At 64.1% G+C, this 13,556-nt stretch carries 14 protein-coding genes; 8 read left to right on the plus strand and 6 right to left on the minus strand.

Annotated elements, in window-relative coordinates; genetic code table 11:
* Nucleotides 1-4: 4 nt before the first annotated feature.
* The gene (locus PV760_RS20510; protein WP_354628576.1) at nt 5-916 is read right to left on the minus strand and encodes a fumarylacetoacetate hydrolase family protein; all 912 of its coding nucleotides are present in this window, start codon (nt 914-916) and stop codon (nt 5-7) included.
* Between the two features lie 139 nt (nt 917-1,055).
* On the opposite strand from PV760_RS20510, the gene PV760_RS20515 reads away from it, so the two are divergent.
* From PV760_RS20515 to PV760_RS20535, 5 genes are read left to right on the plus strand one after another with little or no spacing between them, the layout of a single operon-like run.
* Nucleotides 1,056-2,360 carry an L-fuconate dehydratase gene (locus tag PV760_RS20515; protein ID WP_354628577.1) on the plus strand — a complete coding sequence of 435 codons (1,305 nt, stop codon included), beginning with the start codon at nt 1,056-1,058 and terminating at the stop codon, nt 2,358-2,360.
* On the plus strand, nt 2,357-3,709 hold the full coding sequence (locus PV760_RS20520; RefSeq protein WP_354628578.1) for an alpha-L-fucosidase: 1,353 nt from the start codon (nt 2,357-2,359) through the stop codon (nt 3,707-3,709). Before PV760_RS20515 ends, PV760_RS20520 begins: the two co-directional genes overlap by 4 nt.
* The gene (locus tag PV760_RS20525; protein ID WP_354628579.1) at nt 3,702-4,016 is read left to right on the plus strand and encodes an L-rhamnose mutarotase; all 315 of its coding nucleotides are present in this window, start codon (nt 3,702-3,704) and stop codon (nt 4,014-4,016) included. The genes PV760_RS20520 and PV760_RS20525 overlap by 8 nt, the downstream gene beginning before the upstream one ends.
* Nucleotides 4,013-4,960: an aldo/keto reductase gene (locus PV760_RS20530; RefSeq protein WP_354628580.1), complete on the plus strand. Its 948-nt coding sequence runs from the start codon at nt 4,013-4,015 to the stop codon at nt 4,958-4,960. The genes PV760_RS20525 and PV760_RS20530 overlap by 4 nt, the downstream gene beginning before the upstream one ends.
* Nucleotides 4,957-5,826 (plus strand): amidohydrolase family protein, encoded by an 870-nt coding sequence (locus PV760_RS20535; protein ID WP_354628581.1) that lies wholly within the window; start codon nt 4,957-4,959, stop codon nt 5,824-5,826. The genes PV760_RS20530 and PV760_RS20535 overlap by 4 nt, the downstream gene beginning before the upstream one ends.
* Here the strand turns inward: PV760_RS20535 and PV760_RS20540 are convergent.
* From PV760_RS20540 to PV760_RS20560, 5 genes are all read right to left on the minus strand, one after another.
* Nucleotides 5,823-6,494: a FadR/GntR family transcriptional regulator gene (locus PV760_RS20540; RefSeq protein ID WP_079582886.1), complete on the minus strand. Its 672-nt coding sequence runs from the start codon at nt 6,492-6,494 to the stop codon at nt 5,823-5,825. The genes PV760_RS20535 and PV760_RS20540 overlap by 4 nt on opposite strands.
* Nucleotides 6,495-6,641: 147 nt before the next feature.
* Complete coding sequence (locus PV760_RS20545; protein ID WP_055975351.1) at nt 6,642-8,150, minus strand: amino acid permease; 1,509 nt, start codon at nt 8,148-8,150, stop codon at nt 6,642-6,644.
* Nucleotides 8,151-8,297: 147 nt separating this feature from the next.
* On the minus strand, nt 8,298-9,713 hold the full coding sequence (gene aspA, locus PV760_RS20550) for an aspartate ammonia-lyase (RefSeq protein WP_018779953.1): 1,416 nt from the start codon (nt 9,711-9,713) through the stop codon (nt 8,298-8,300).
* A gap of 13 nt (nt 9,714-9,726) precedes the next feature.
* Nucleotides 9,727-10,755: an asparaginase gene (locus PV760_RS20555; RefSeq protein ID WP_374757538.1), complete on the minus strand. Its 1,029-nt coding sequence runs from the start codon at nt 10,753-10,755 to the stop codon at nt 9,727-9,729.
* Complete coding sequence (locus tag PV760_RS20560) at nt 10,752-11,480, minus strand: FadR/GntR family transcriptional regulator (protein ID WP_275776683.1); 729 nt, start codon at nt 11,478-11,480, stop codon at nt 10,752-10,754. The genes PV760_RS20555 and PV760_RS20560 overlap by 4 nt, the downstream gene beginning before the upstream one ends.
* 90 nt (nt 11,481-11,570) lie before the next feature.
* Here PV760_RS20560 and PV760_RS20565 point away from each other — a divergent pair, with 90 nt between their 5' ends.
* The 3 genes from PV760_RS20565 to PV760_RS20575 all read left to right on the plus strand — a co-directional run bounded on the left by PV760_RS20565 (nt 11,571) and on the right by PV760_RS20575 (nt 13,291).
* Nucleotides 11,571-12,077, plus strand: a complete 507-nt coding sequence (locus PV760_RS20565) for a hypothetical protein (protein ID WP_275776681.1) — start codon at nt 11,571-11,573, stop codon at nt 12,075-12,077.
* A gap of 69 nt (nt 12,078-12,146) precedes the next feature.
* Complete coding sequence (locus PV760_RS20570) at nt 12,147-12,764, plus strand: hypothetical protein (RefSeq protein WP_354628582.1); 618 nt, start codon at nt 12,147-12,149, stop codon at nt 12,762-12,764.
* A gap of 65 nt (nt 12,765-12,829) precedes the next feature.
* Nucleotides 12,830-13,291 carry a DUF3817 domain-containing protein gene (locus tag PV760_RS20575; RefSeq protein WP_144027714.1) on the plus strand — a complete coding sequence of 154 codons (462 nt, stop codon included), beginning with the start codon at nt 12,830-12,832 and terminating at the stop codon, nt 13,289-13,291.
* Nucleotides 13,292-13,556: the final 265 nt, after the last annotated feature.

Consider the following 13,556-nt stretch of genomic DNA (forward strand, 5'->3'; position numbering starts at 1 on the left):
GCCCTCAGGCGTTGGTGCCGGCGAAGGAAACAGGGCGGGCCGATCCTGCTTGTGCCCGGTAGAACTCCTGGCGCTGCCGGCCCAAGCCTTCAATCTCGAGTTCCACAACGTCACCCGGCTGGATGAAGGGGAAACGGCCGGACAGGGCGACGCCTTCGGGAGTGCCGGTGATGATCACATCGCCCGGTTCAAGGATCATGTACTGGCTGAGGTGGCGGACGATCGTGGCGGGGTCGAAGATCATGTCCGAGGTGGTTGAGTCCTGGCGGGCTTCGCCGTTGACCAGGGTGCGGAGCCGGAGGTTGGCGGCGTCGATGTCCGCAGCGGGTACCAGCCAGGGTCCCAGGGGAGTGGAGCCGGGGAGGGTCTTGCCCTTGGTCCACTGTCCGGCAGCGCCGGGAATCTGGTATTCGCGCTCCGAGAGGTCGTTGGCCACGGCGTAGCCGGCGATGCACATCTCCGCCTCTTCAACGGAGGAAAGGTATGACGCTTCCCGGCCGATCACGATGGCTAGCTCCACTTCCCAGTCGTATTTTTCGGACGACGGCGGGATGGGGGCGGCGTCGAACGGTCCCGCGATGGTGTTGCTCGGCTTCAGGAACACCACGGGAACTTCGGGCGGCGTGGCACCGGATTCGGCAGCGTGCGCGGTGTAGTTCAGGCCGATGGCAACCACCGCGCCGGGGCGGGCGACGGGTGCGCCGATGCGCAGCCCCTCGGTCGAAATTTCCGCGAGTTCACCGTTTTCCAGGGCTGCACGGGTGCGTTCGATGCCGTCGGAGGCGAGGAACTTGCCGTCGATGTCCTGGGTGAGGGTGGTGAGGCTGAAGTATTTTTCGAGGCCGTGGGCGTCCTGGGCGATGACGGCCGGTTGTTCGTTTCCGGCCGTACCCAGCCTGGCGAATTTCAAGGTCATGGCTTCCTCCGTGCGTTCGGGGCTAACATCCGAACTCTAGTGTGATGTTTTCCCCCATAATACGGAAATGTGACCCATTGACAAGGCATACATCCGATGTTTAGCTGTCATCGAAGAATACGACGTAGCCAGGAGCCCAATGAGCATCATCACCGAGATCGAAACATTCGATATTCGCTTCCCGACGTCCCGGGACCTGGATGGTTCCGATGCCATGAACCCGGATCCGGATTACTCAGCCGCCTACCTGGTCATCCGGACCGATGCCACCGACGGGCATGAGGGCCACGGTTTCGTCTTCACCATCGGGCGCGGCAATGAGGTGGAAACGGCGGCCATCAACGCCCTGCGCGGACACATCCTCGGCGCCGAGGTTGAAACCTTGCTGGAGGACATGGGTGCGACGTGGAAGCTCCTGGCCCACGACTCCCAACTCCGCTGGCTTGGACCCGAAAAAGGCGTCATGCACATGGCCATCGGCGCGGTGGTCAATGCCCTTTGGGACCTGAAAGCCAAACGTGCGGGACTTCCCCTGTGGGAACTGCTTGCCGACATGGCCCCGGAAGAAATCGTGGCACTGGTCGACTTCAGATACCTCACGGACGCGCTCACCCCGGACGAAGCCCTGGCCATCCTCCGCGTCGCCGAACCGGGAAAGGAACAGCGGAAGGCCGCCCTTCGCGCTGAAGGCTACCCCGCGTACACCACGACGCCGGGATGGCTGGGTTACAGCGACGCGAAACTGACGCGGCTGGCCAAGGAAGCCGTGGCGGACGGATTCACACAGATCAAGCTGAAGGTGGGGGCGTCCTTGGACCACGACATCCGCCGCGTCCGGGCCGCCCGCGCCGCCGTGGGCCCGGACATCAGGATCGCTGTTGATGCCAACCAGCGCTGGGATGTCCAGGACGCCATCGACTGGATGGCCCACCTTGCCCCGTACGACATCGCCTGGATCGAAGAACCCACCAGCCCGGACGACATCCTCGGGCACGCCGCCATCGCCCGCGCAGTGGCACCCATTCCGGTGGCAACGGGGGAGCACGTCCAGAACCGGGTGGTGTTCAAACAGATGCTCCAGGCGGGCTCGCTGCAGGTCCTGCAGATCGACGCCGCCCGCGTAGCCGGGGTCAACGAGAACATCGCCATCCTGCTGCTGGCCGCGAAGTTCGGGGTCCCGGTATGCCCGCACGCAGGCGGAGTGGGGCTCTGTGAAGCCGTGCAGCATTTGTCCATGTTCGATTTCGTGGCGGTCACCGGGACCAGAGAGGGCAGGACCATAGAGTTCGTGGACCACCTGCACGAACACTTCGTCACACCCGTGGACGTCCACAGCGGCGCGTACTGGCCGCCGTCGTCCCCTGGTGCCGGCAACGAAATGCTCCGTGAAACACTGGCCGCATACAGCTTTCCGGACGGCCCGGTATGGAAGGAAACCCATTGATCCAGCACGCCCCCTGGTTCGAAGAAGCAAGGTTCGGCATGTTCGTGCACTGGGGCATCTACGCCCTGCCCGCACGCCACGAATGGGTGATGAACCGGGAAGAGATCACAGTGGAGGAGTACTCAAAGTACTTCCGTCGCTTCGACCCGGACCTCTACGATCCCCGCGAGTGGGCCAGGGCCGCCCGCGAGGCAGGGATGAAGTACGTGGTCCTCACCACCAAACACCACGACGGTTTCTGCCTTTGGGACTCGGTCCTGACCGACTACAAGGCCACCAACACGCCCGCCGGCAGGGACCTGATCACGCCCTACGTCGAAGCACTCCGCGCCGAGGGGCTGAAGGTGGGCTTCTATCACTCGCTCGTTGACTGGCACCACCCCGACTTCACCATTGACGGGGTACATCCCCAACGCAACGCCGCCGACGTCGAAAGCCTCAACGCCGGTCGCGACATGGCCCGTTACCGTGACTACCTCCATGGCCAGGTGCGCGAGCTCCTGAGCAACTACGGCACCATCGACTATCTGTTCTTCGACTTCTCCTACGCCGGCCTCGGCCACGCAGAGTTCTGGGGCGGCAAGGGTCGTAACGACTGGGGCTCGGAGGCGCTGCTCGCCATGGTCCGTGAACTGCAGCCCGGGATCGTGGTCAACGACCGCCTGGACATCCCGGGAGACTTTGTCACGCCGGAGCAGTACCAGCCCGCCGGCCCCATGATGCTCGACGGCGAACCCGTCACCTGGGAGGCCTGCCAAACCCTGAACGGCAGCTGGGGGTACGACCGGGACAACCAGAACTACAAGTCCGTGGACCTGCTGATCCGGATGCTGGTGGATGGCGTCTCCAAAGGTGGCAACCTGCTGCTCAACGTTGGCCCCACCGGCAGGGGGTCCCTTGATCCGCGGGCGCTGGAGTCGTTGGAGGGAATCGGGAAGTGGATGCAGCTGCACTCCCGCTCCATCTACGGGGCGGGGACTTCGCCGTTCACCGCGCCCTCCGACGTCCGCTACACGCAGCGCGGGGACAGGCTGTACGTTCACCTGTTCAGCTGGCCCTTCGAATACGTGCACCTGCCGGACCTGGCAGGCAAAGTGGAATACGCCCAGCTGCTCAACGATGCCTCAGAGGTGTTCCTGCAGGAAGTGGACCCCGGGCAGCAACCAGCCAACATGACCCCCGGAGGCCAGCCGCCGGGCACGCTGACCATCAAGCTGCCAGTGCAGCGACCCGATGCCGCTGTTCCCGTGCTGGAACTGTTCCTGAAGCCCGGCTCTACGGAGGCCGGCTCCGCAGAGCCCGGCTCCGCAGAGTCCGACTCCACGGGGGCCGGTGAACGCGATGACTGAGAGCATCGCCCTGCACACCCGCCTCAAGCCCGGTGCCGAGGAGGAATACGCTGACGCCCATGCGAACATCCCTCCGGAACTCGTGGCGGCATTGAAGGAAGCGGGGGTGCGGAACTGGCGTATCTGGCGCAGCGGGCTCGACCTCTTCCACGTGGTGGACGTGGACGACTACCAGGCAATGCGGCATGCGCTCGCCGATCACCCCGCCAACGTCCCGTGGCAAGCCCGCATGGCTGAACTTTTGGAGGTCCAGGACGATTACTCCGGGGCTGATAGGGGTATCGGTAGAGTATGGGAACTGCCATGAATGCACCTGATCTGGGCAAGCTCGGTTTCGGCGGAGCGGGCATGGGGAATCTCTACCGGGCCCTTCCTGATGGGGAAGCCCTCGCCACGGTACTTGCGGCGTGGGACGCCGGGATCCGCTACTTCGATACCGCGCCGCATTACGGACTGGGCCTGTCCGAACAAAGGCTCGGTGCTGTCCTGAGGGACAAGCCGCGGGAGGAATTCGTCATCTCCACCAAGGTGGGGCGCCTGCTGGAACCCAACGGGCCCGGAGGCCGGGATTCCGAAGGCTTCGACGTTCCTGCCACCAGCCGTCGTGTTTGGGACTTCTCCGAGGCCGGCATCCGTCGCAGTATCGAGGAGTCCTTGGAGCGGCTCGGCCTTAGCCATGTGGACATCGCGTACCTGCACGACCCCGACGTCCACGACCTGCAAGCCGGAATCGAACACGGCTTGCCGGCCCTGGAAAAGCTGCGTTCCGAAGGCCTGGTCACCGCGATTGGCGTGGGCACCAACTCCGCCGAAGCCGCGCTGGAATGCGTCGAAGCCGCCGACCTTGACCTCCTGATGCTTGCCGGGCGCTACACCCTGCTGGAGCAGCCCGGCGTGCCGCTGCTTGACCGCTGTGTGGAGCGCCGCACCGGCGTCGTGAATGTGGGCGTCTTCAACTCGGGCCTCCTGGCCCGCCCGGACGTCCCCGACGACGCCCACTACAACTACGACCAAGCGCCGCCGGAAGTGCTGGAGCGGGCCCGGGCGCTTGCGTCCGTCTGCCGCGACTTCGGCGTCGAACTCCCGACGGCGGCACTCCAGTTCCCGCTGCGGCATCCGGCCGTGGTGAACGTGACAGCAGGAGCGACGTCTCCTGAACAGGTCACCACCAACGCCGCCCGCATGGACGAGCCACTCCCCGAAGAGCTGTGGGAGGCTTTGGAGGGCTTGCGGAAAGGCTCCGGGCAGTGATTGATTCACACCTGCACCTGTGGACGCTGGACACTTTCGTCACCGGCGGTGCACGTCCCTACCCGTGGCTCGGTCCGCAGCACGGTGCGCTCTTCCGCAGCTTTGGCGAAGAAGAGGCGGGGGAGACCCTGGAGGCCGCGGGTGTCCGGGCTGCGGTGCTGGTCCAGGCCGACGACACCATAGCCGATACGGACAGCATGCTGGCCGTCGCAGCGCGGAATCCGTGGGTGCTGGGCGTGGTGGGCTGGGTGCGGTTGGACTCACCGGCTGAGTGCGCTTCCCAGCTGGACAGCTTCAGTGCACAAACTGTGTTCAAGGGCGTGCGCCACTTGGTGCACGACGATCCCCGGGCGGACTTCCTGGACCTCCCTACGGTGCGCGAGTCCCTCGCTTTGGTGGCGCTACGTGGCCTGGCCTTTGATATTCCGGACGCATTCCCCCGTCATTTGGGCGCGGCCGTCCGGCTTGCCCGGGACCTCCCGGAGCTGACCGTGGTCCTTGACCATTTGGGGAAGCCGCCGCGGTCCGATGCCTCGCTCATGGACTCGTGGCGCACTGATTTCCTTGCCTTGGGCCGCGAGCCTAACACCGTAGCCAAGCTATCCGGGCTCCACGCTCCGGGGCTGCCGTACACCAGCGCGGCACTGCGGCCGCTGTTCGAAACCGCGCTGGAAGCTTTCGGCGCCGGCCGCCTGATGATCGGTGGCGACTGGCCGGTCAGCATCCTCGGGGCGCCTTACGGCCGGACCCTCGACGTCCTGCTGGAACTGGTGTCCTCCCTGAGCCCCGCTGAACAGGATTCCATCCTGGAGGGGACTGCGATCCGTACCTATGGGCTGGCGGCCAACCCGTTGGTGGATGCCTAGAGGGCCTGGCGCAGCCAGTTCTCCACGCCACTGATGTGCACCGTCACCAGCGCCCGCACCAGCTCCGCATCACCGCGCTCCAGCGCATCCGCGATGGCACGATGCTCCGCCAAAGTGTGGGACACGGCCTTTTCCTGCGTCAATCCACGCCAGATCCGGGCCCGCACCGTGCTGCTGGAAAGGGCCTCCAAGAGGCTGCCGAGGTAGTCGTTTCCCGCGGCTGCGGTGATGATGCTGTGGAACTCGAGGTCATGGGCCACGAGTTCTTCGACGTCGGTGTTTTCGTCGATCCCGTCCATGGTGGCCCGCAGGGACTGGAGCTCGTCCGCGGTAATCTTGCCCGCTGCCAGCTGGGCTGTGGCGGGCTCAAGGATTCGTCGGACCTCGAAGAGTTCAAGGATGGAACGGTCCTGGTGCAGGTCCACCACGAACGCGACGGCCTCGTTGAGCAGTTTCGCATCGAGGCTGGTCACGTACGTGCCGTCGCCGCGGCGCACGTCCAGCACCCGGATCAGCTCCAGGGCCTTCACTGCTTCACGCAGCGAACTCCTGGAAAGGCCAAGACGTTCGCTCAGTTCCTTTTCAGGGGGAAGCCGATCGCCCGCCTTGAGTTCGCCGCGGATCAGCATGTCCTTGATCTTGCTGATCGCTTCGTCTGTGACAGCCATGGACCAATAGTAGCCACGAATGATCGGATGTCTGCCCGCGCCGCGACCTCAGCCAATTGGGGGGGGGCGTTAACCAACGACGGCGGCACTCGGGTTCCGCTGTTACGGAACCCGGGCGCCGCCGTCGGGCGCTAATGGGTACTGCTGCTACTTATCGCCGCCAGGCAGCGGGCGGTTGGCGATCACCGGGGCGCTGCCCGTGTAACCGTCACGCGTGGCGGCGAGCTCGTGGATCTGCTTACGGCACAGGAACCAGCCCCAGACCATCAGCCCGCAAGCGATCGCGGTGACCAGCATGGTGAGCGGGGACTCGATGAACACCATCACCAGGACGCCGGCAAGGAAGACCAGGGACAACCAACCTGTGTAGGGTGCGCCGAACAAACGGAAGGACGGACGCTTCACCCAGCCCTTGTCGGACCAGCGCTTGAGCTGCATCTGGCACAGCACAATGGTTGCCCAGGTGACAATGATGCCCACGGAAGCCACGTTCAAAACGATCTCGAACGCGTCGGCCGGGACGAGGTAGTTCAGCGGAACACCGAGCAGGGAAACACCTGCGGTGATCGCGATGCCACCGTAAGGGACGCCGGCCTTGTTCATGCGCTGGGCAAACTTGGGAGCGGAACCCGCCACGGACATGGAACGGAGGATACGGCCCGTGGAGTAGAGCCCGGCGTTCAGCGAGGACAGTGCTGCCGTGAGGACCACGAGGTTCATGATCACGTCAACGCCCTGGACACCGATGGATCCGAAGAACGTCACGAACGGGCTGACACCCTTTTCGTAAGAGGTGTAGGGGAGCAGCAGGGCGAGCAGGATAACCGAGCCGACGTAGAAGACCGCGATGCGGAAGACCACGGAGTTGATGGCCTTGGGCATGATCTTCTCGGGGTTCGGAGTTTCGCCGGCCGCCGTGCCCACGAGTTCGATCGAGGCGTAGGCGAACAGCACACCCTGCATGAGGATGATCATGGGCAGGATGCCGTTCGGGAACACGCCGCCGTTGTCCGAGATCAGGCTGAAGCCGACTTCCTGGCCATCAACCGGGGTGCCGAAGATGACGAAGTACGTGCCAACCAGGAGGAAGGCCACCAGGGCAGCAACCTTGATCAGGGCGAACCAGAATTCCATCTCGCCGAAGACCTTCACGGAGACGAGGTTCAGGCTCAGCACCACCACCAGGGCGATGAGGGCCCACGCCCACTGCGGAACGGCGCCCATCCAGGGGATGTACTTGCCGAAGAAGTTCATGTAGAGGGCAGCCGCCGTGATGTCCACGATGGTGGTGGTGGCCCAGTTGATCCAGTAGAACCAACCGGAGACGAACGCTGCCTTCTCGCCGTAGAACTCACGGGCGTAGGAGACGAACGAACCCGAGGACGGGCGGTGCAGCACCAGTTCACCCAGTGCGCGGAGGATCAGGAAGGCAAAAAAGCCGCAGACGGCGTACGCGATCACCAGGGACGGGCCGGCGGCGTTAAGACGGCCACCTGCACCCAGGAACAGGCCGGTGCCGATTGCGCCACCGATCGCGATCATCTGGATCTGGCGGGGCTTGAGGTCCTTGTGGTAGCCGGAGTCCTCTTTGTGCAGGGCCTTCTCACTGGCGTGCGCTTGGGCCGGAACCGTGTGGTCAGTGATGGGATTGGTCATTGGAATCCTTAGGAGTGTCCTGTTGGGGTTGTCCTGGGTGGATCCGGTCGGGGATCCGGGCACACAGGACAGCGCCTCGTTGGGGGTATGCCTCATCGGGCGGGACGGCTGACTACAGCCGCTGGGATTTCTCTGGCCTGATCTGGCCTATTTGCTCAGGTTGGCCAGACGTTCCGGGCTGAGCAATTCCTCGAGCTGGGCAGCGGTCAGGAGACCGTGCTCCAACACGAGTTCTGCCACACCCTTGCCCGTCGCCAGCGCCTCCTGGGCGATAGCGGTGGCGGAGGCGTAACCGATGTGGGGGTTCAATGCCGTGACGAGACCGATCGACTGCTCCACGGTAAGCCGTAGCCGCTCGGTGTTTGCGGTGATGCCCCGGACGCAGCGTGCCGTAAGGGTGCGGCACGCTGCTTCCAGGTGGGAGATGCTCTTGTGCAGGCTGTGCACAATGATCGGTTCGAAGGCATTCAGCTGGAGCTGGCCTGCCTCCGCGGCCATGGTGACGGTGACATCGTTGCCGATGACTTCGTACGCCACCTGGCTGACCACTTCCGGGATCACCGGATTGATCTTGCCGGGCATGATCGACGAACCGGACTGCACTGCCGGAAGGTTGATCTCGCCCAATCCCGCACGCGGCCCGGAGGACAGCAGGCGGAGGTCGTTGCAAATCTTGGAGAGCTTCACTGCCACGCGCTTCAGCACACCGGACAGGTGGACAAACGCTCCCACATCCTGGGTGGCCTCAATGAGGTCCGCGGCGGTCAGCAGGGGAAGACCGGTGATTTCGGCCAGGTGGCGGCACGCTGCGTCCGCGTAGCCAACCGGGGCATTCAGGCCCGTGCCGATGGCCGTGGCACCCAGGTTAATCTCATGGATGAGCATGTGGGACTCGTCCAGGCGGGCTCGGTCCTCGCCGATGGTCACGGCGTAACCGCCGAATTCCTGGCCCAGCGTCATGGGGACAGCGTCCTGGAGCTGGGTGCGGCCCATCTTCACGACGGTCCGGAACTCAAGACCCTTTTCGGCGAACGCTTGTTCAAGCTCTTCGAGGGCCAGGAGGAGTTCCTTGACCGAGAAGATCGTCGCCAGGTTCACGGCAGTCGGGTAGACGTCGTTGGTGGACTGGCTCAGGTTCACGTGGTCATTCGGGTGCAGCTTGGCGTAGTCACCCTTGGGGTGCCCCAGGATTTCCAAGGCACGGTTGGCGATGACCTCGTTGGCGTTCATGTTGGAACTGGTTCCTGCGCCGCCCTGGATCACGTCCACCATGAACTGTTCCTGCAGCTTCCCGTCCAGGATGTCCTGGCAGGCCTGGTCGATGGCGTTCGCACGCTCAGCGTCCAGTAGGCCCAGCTCGTGGTTGGTGCGGGCGGCGGCCTGCTTGACCGCAGCCAGTCCACGGACCAGGTGCTTGTTGGTGGACAGCGGCTGCCCGGTGATGGGGAAGTTCTCGATAGCGCGGAGGGTGTGGACGCCCCAGTAGGCGTCCGCGGGTACATCGCGATCGCCCAGGAGGTCGTGTTCGGAACGGAGGGGGATCGCCTGATCGACGGTGGTCATAGCTGTCCTTGGTTTAGTTGCTGAAAATTCGGGCTGCACGGAGCTCGCCGACCGGAAGGCCGCCGCCCAGCACAGGTGGGCTTTGAAGCGTGTCCAGGCTGCCGCCGTCGACGCCCAAGCGGCGAAGCACCTCAACGGTGACGGGCATGCGGGCGCGATCGCCGCCGTCGGAAATCTTCACCGCCAGGCCGGTGCCGTCCGGAAGGCCAACCAACTGGAGGCCTTCGAAGCCGTCCTTGGCGAGCAAGCCGGGGACCGCACGCATGAGGGCGGTGACGTCGCGGCCTTCGCCGGCCACCATCTCCGGGAAGCGGCGCATGGCGTGCGCAACTTTGCCTTCGAGAGTGTCCTGGTCTGCGGCGGCCAGGCGGCCATAGGCGCGGGCCATGCCATGCAGCGAGTGGGCGAACAGCGGAGTCCCGCAACCATCAGTGCTGACTGCGGCCGCTTCCTCGCCGGTCAGTTCAGTGATGGTGTCCCGGACCAGGACCTGCAGCGGGTGCTCCGGGTGCAGGTATCCCTCTACAGGCCAGCCGTTGATGACGCAGACGGCGGTCATGGACGCGTGCTTGCCGGAGCAGTTCTGCGCGATCCGGGTGGGGCCGTTTCCGGCGCGGAGCCAGTCCTCGCGTTCGGCGACGCCGTACGGAAGGTCCGTGCTGTTGGCCAGGGCTTGGTCGTTGAGGCCGTGCAGCCTCAGGATCTCGGTGGCGCCGTCGCGGTGCATCTTTGCGCCGGAGTGGCTGGCAGCCGTGAGCGCCAGGAGGTTTTCGGGGATGTCCAGGCCGGCCTTCAGGAGCGCGACAGCCTGCAGTGGCTTCAGGCTCGAACGCGGGTACATGGGGGCGTCCGGCTGGCCGGCCTCGATGAGGCTGCTGTCCTCTGCCGAGAGTGCGATCAGCGAGCCGTAGTGGATGCTCTCCACCAGTCCGTCGCGGGTCACTTCGACAAGCGGGACGTGGTTTGGCGCCTTGGTGTTCTGCGCCGCGGCCTGATGGGCCGGTGCTGTGGGGACGGGCATGGTGTCCTTTGGGTGGGTCATTTGTTGAGGATTGTGTCCAGCGCAACGCTGACGGCCTGGAGGTGGTCGGCCATCGCCCTGCTTGCGGCTTCGGAATCGCCGGCTTCAATCGCGTTCAGCACTGCGACGTGTTCCTCGTCCGAGCGGTGTTGCCTGTCAGCAACGAGGTTGAGGGTTTCCGACTGGTGGGCCAAGGCCTCGCGGATGTCAGAGACAACGCTGGCGAACACGCGGTTTCCGCTGGCCCGGGCCACGGCTGAGTGGAACGTGGCGTCCAGGTTCACCCATGATTCTGGGTCGGTCTCGTTGAGCATCTCCTGGACGATGTCCTTGAGGTGTTCGAGCTCTTCCTCTGTCCTTCTTTGCGCCGCGAGTCCCGCTGCCGGGATCTCGATGTGCGGACGTGCCTCGTTGAGATCGCGTGCACTGTACTGACCCAAGGTAAGGTCATTAGCAACCTTGTTGGCCACAATGAATGTGCCCTTGCCGGTTTTGGTGACAGTGAGGCCCAAGGTGTTGCACGACCGTAGCGCTTCCCGGATGACTGAGCGGCTGACACCGTACTGGGCAGCCAGCGTCGCTTCGGAACTCAGCTTGGTGCCGATATCGAACTGGCCACCCTCGATGGCCCGCCGGAGCGCAGCAAAGACGGCCTCAGCTGCGGAAATGCGCGAAATAGGCATATGCGCTGATTGGCCGCTCACGGGCTCTTGCTGTCCGGCTGTCCGGCTGTCTGACAGGTTCACGCTTCGAATATGGCACGGGTCACAAGAGGCTGTCAACGCTGAAAGGCTTGCTTCACGGTTTGGGGACTGGTAGTGGGCCCACAATGGATCATGCTCTTCACCAAAAAGACCCTCACCGAGGACGGATTCACCGGATTCCGACCACTCGACGAACTCGATCCCATGCGGATCCCACAAGGACCCGGGATATTCGTGGTCCTTCGCCCGGCCGGATTTGAACCGGTCTTTCTGAACAAGAGCACCGCCGGGACCTTCAAGAAGAAGGACCCATCATTGAAGCGCGAAGCACTCGCGTCCGAGTGGCTTATGGACGCCTCAGTGCTCTACATCGGCAAAGCCAGCGCAGGGAGTCAGGGCAACCGGGGGCTACGCAAGCAAATCCAGGAGTTCATGGATTACGGCCGCGGGCGACCAACCGTCGTGTGGGATGCGCGCCTCATTTGGCAGTTGCGGGACGCCCTGGACCTGGTCATCGCTTGGAAGGAACTGCCGCCGGAGGGGCTGAGTGCAGCCGAAGCCGATTATCACGCCGCGTTCATTGCCACTCACGGACGCCTCCCATTCGCCAATCTGGTCCAAGCGCGCGCCAGGAAATAGCCCAAGGAGGCCGACGGCGGGAGGTGCCTTCCGCCGTCGGCCTCCCGCTGCGTGGGTGATCGGCGGATAATGGCGTCCATGACGGCCAGCAGCCCCACTGGAAGCACCGCGGGTCAACCGCGCATCACGGTAGAGGTTCCTGTCCTTCGGATCGGTGGCGGGCAGGCCGATTACGAGGGCCTCAAGCGTTTCGTTGATTCGCTGCGCAAGCCGCAAGGGCTCCACATGACGCTGCTGCACGTGGGGATCCTCCACGAACTCGCTGATGATATTGCCGCGTGGACCAAAGGAAGGGTGACGCCGGAGAGGGTGCTGCCGGAGATTACGAGCTGGCTGACGGAACTGCCGGTGCTGCAGGGGTTTCTGGGTAAGTCGGACAAAGTGGTCCCGCTGGGTGGCGGTCGGCTGATGGGGCTTGAGGTGGACGTTCCCCAGGAAGTTCACGACTACCAAGCGCTTCTGGTGCAGGGCTTGCACGTGCTTCTTGATGATCTTGGCCTCGACAACATCGATGACTTCATCCTGGGCTCACCCGCTTTGGGCTACAGGTCTCCGCGCTGGTTGCCGCACATTGCCGTGGGAAGGGCGCGGTCGCGACACGAGCCGCCCGTGGAGATCGCTCCGGTGGCCATTGAATTCGGCGACTCGCGCATCCGGAACAGACTGGCGCTCCCTGGGCAGGGGTGATTCTGACGGAGCCCGGCCGCCACGGTAAATTGGACGTGACTCCAGATCTCAACCAGAGGACTTCCATGCAGCCCCGTGCCCTGTTCCGTACCGTCGCTTTTGCCGAGGCCGTGACATGGACGCTGCTGCTGATCGGGCTGTTCCTTAAATACGTCACGAAGACCACTGACCTCGGCGTGAGTATCGCCGGAGGCATCCACGGCTTCGTGTTCCTTTGCTACGCAGCGACGGCCGCCTTCACCTGGATCAACCAGAAGTGGACAACGCGGACTGGCCTGCTCGCCATCGGCTCCGCTGTGATTCCCTATGCCACCATCCCGATGGAGAAGTCGCTGGATCGCCGGGGTCTCCTGGCCGGTGGGTGGCGTTTGGCCGCTGGGGGCGAGAAGCCTCAGGGTGGCTTTGAGAAAGCCCAGGCGTGGGTCCTTCGCAATCCGATCCTCGCGGTTGTGGTGACCCTGGTGGCTGTGGGTGCAGTGTTCAGCTTCCTTCTGTTCATGGGCCCTCCGGGTACCTGGTTCTCCTAGGATCCAGCCGGCGGGAAGCATCGGTTCTTCGGAACTGGTGCTTTTCTTGCTTTATCACCTGGTTCTCGCCTTTGCGTGTGCCGCCCCGACCTACTTTGGATCTGTGTTGGGTCTGACACGCCGTCTGTGGGGTGTGTAGCCCGGGGTTTGGCGGTCAAAGTGGGTGGTGGCGGCACGGGTCTTTCCCAAAACTTCGACGTCGGCACCTGGGTGGTGTGGCTTTGTGACCTTGTTTGAGGCCGTTGAGCGCGCTTTTCCCGCGGTT

This window comes from Paenarthrobacter sp. CC6, assembly GCF_040560085.1.
Lineage (GTDB): Bacteria > Actinomycetota > Actinomycetes > Actinomycetales > Micrococcaceae > Arthrobacter > Arthrobacter nicotinovorans.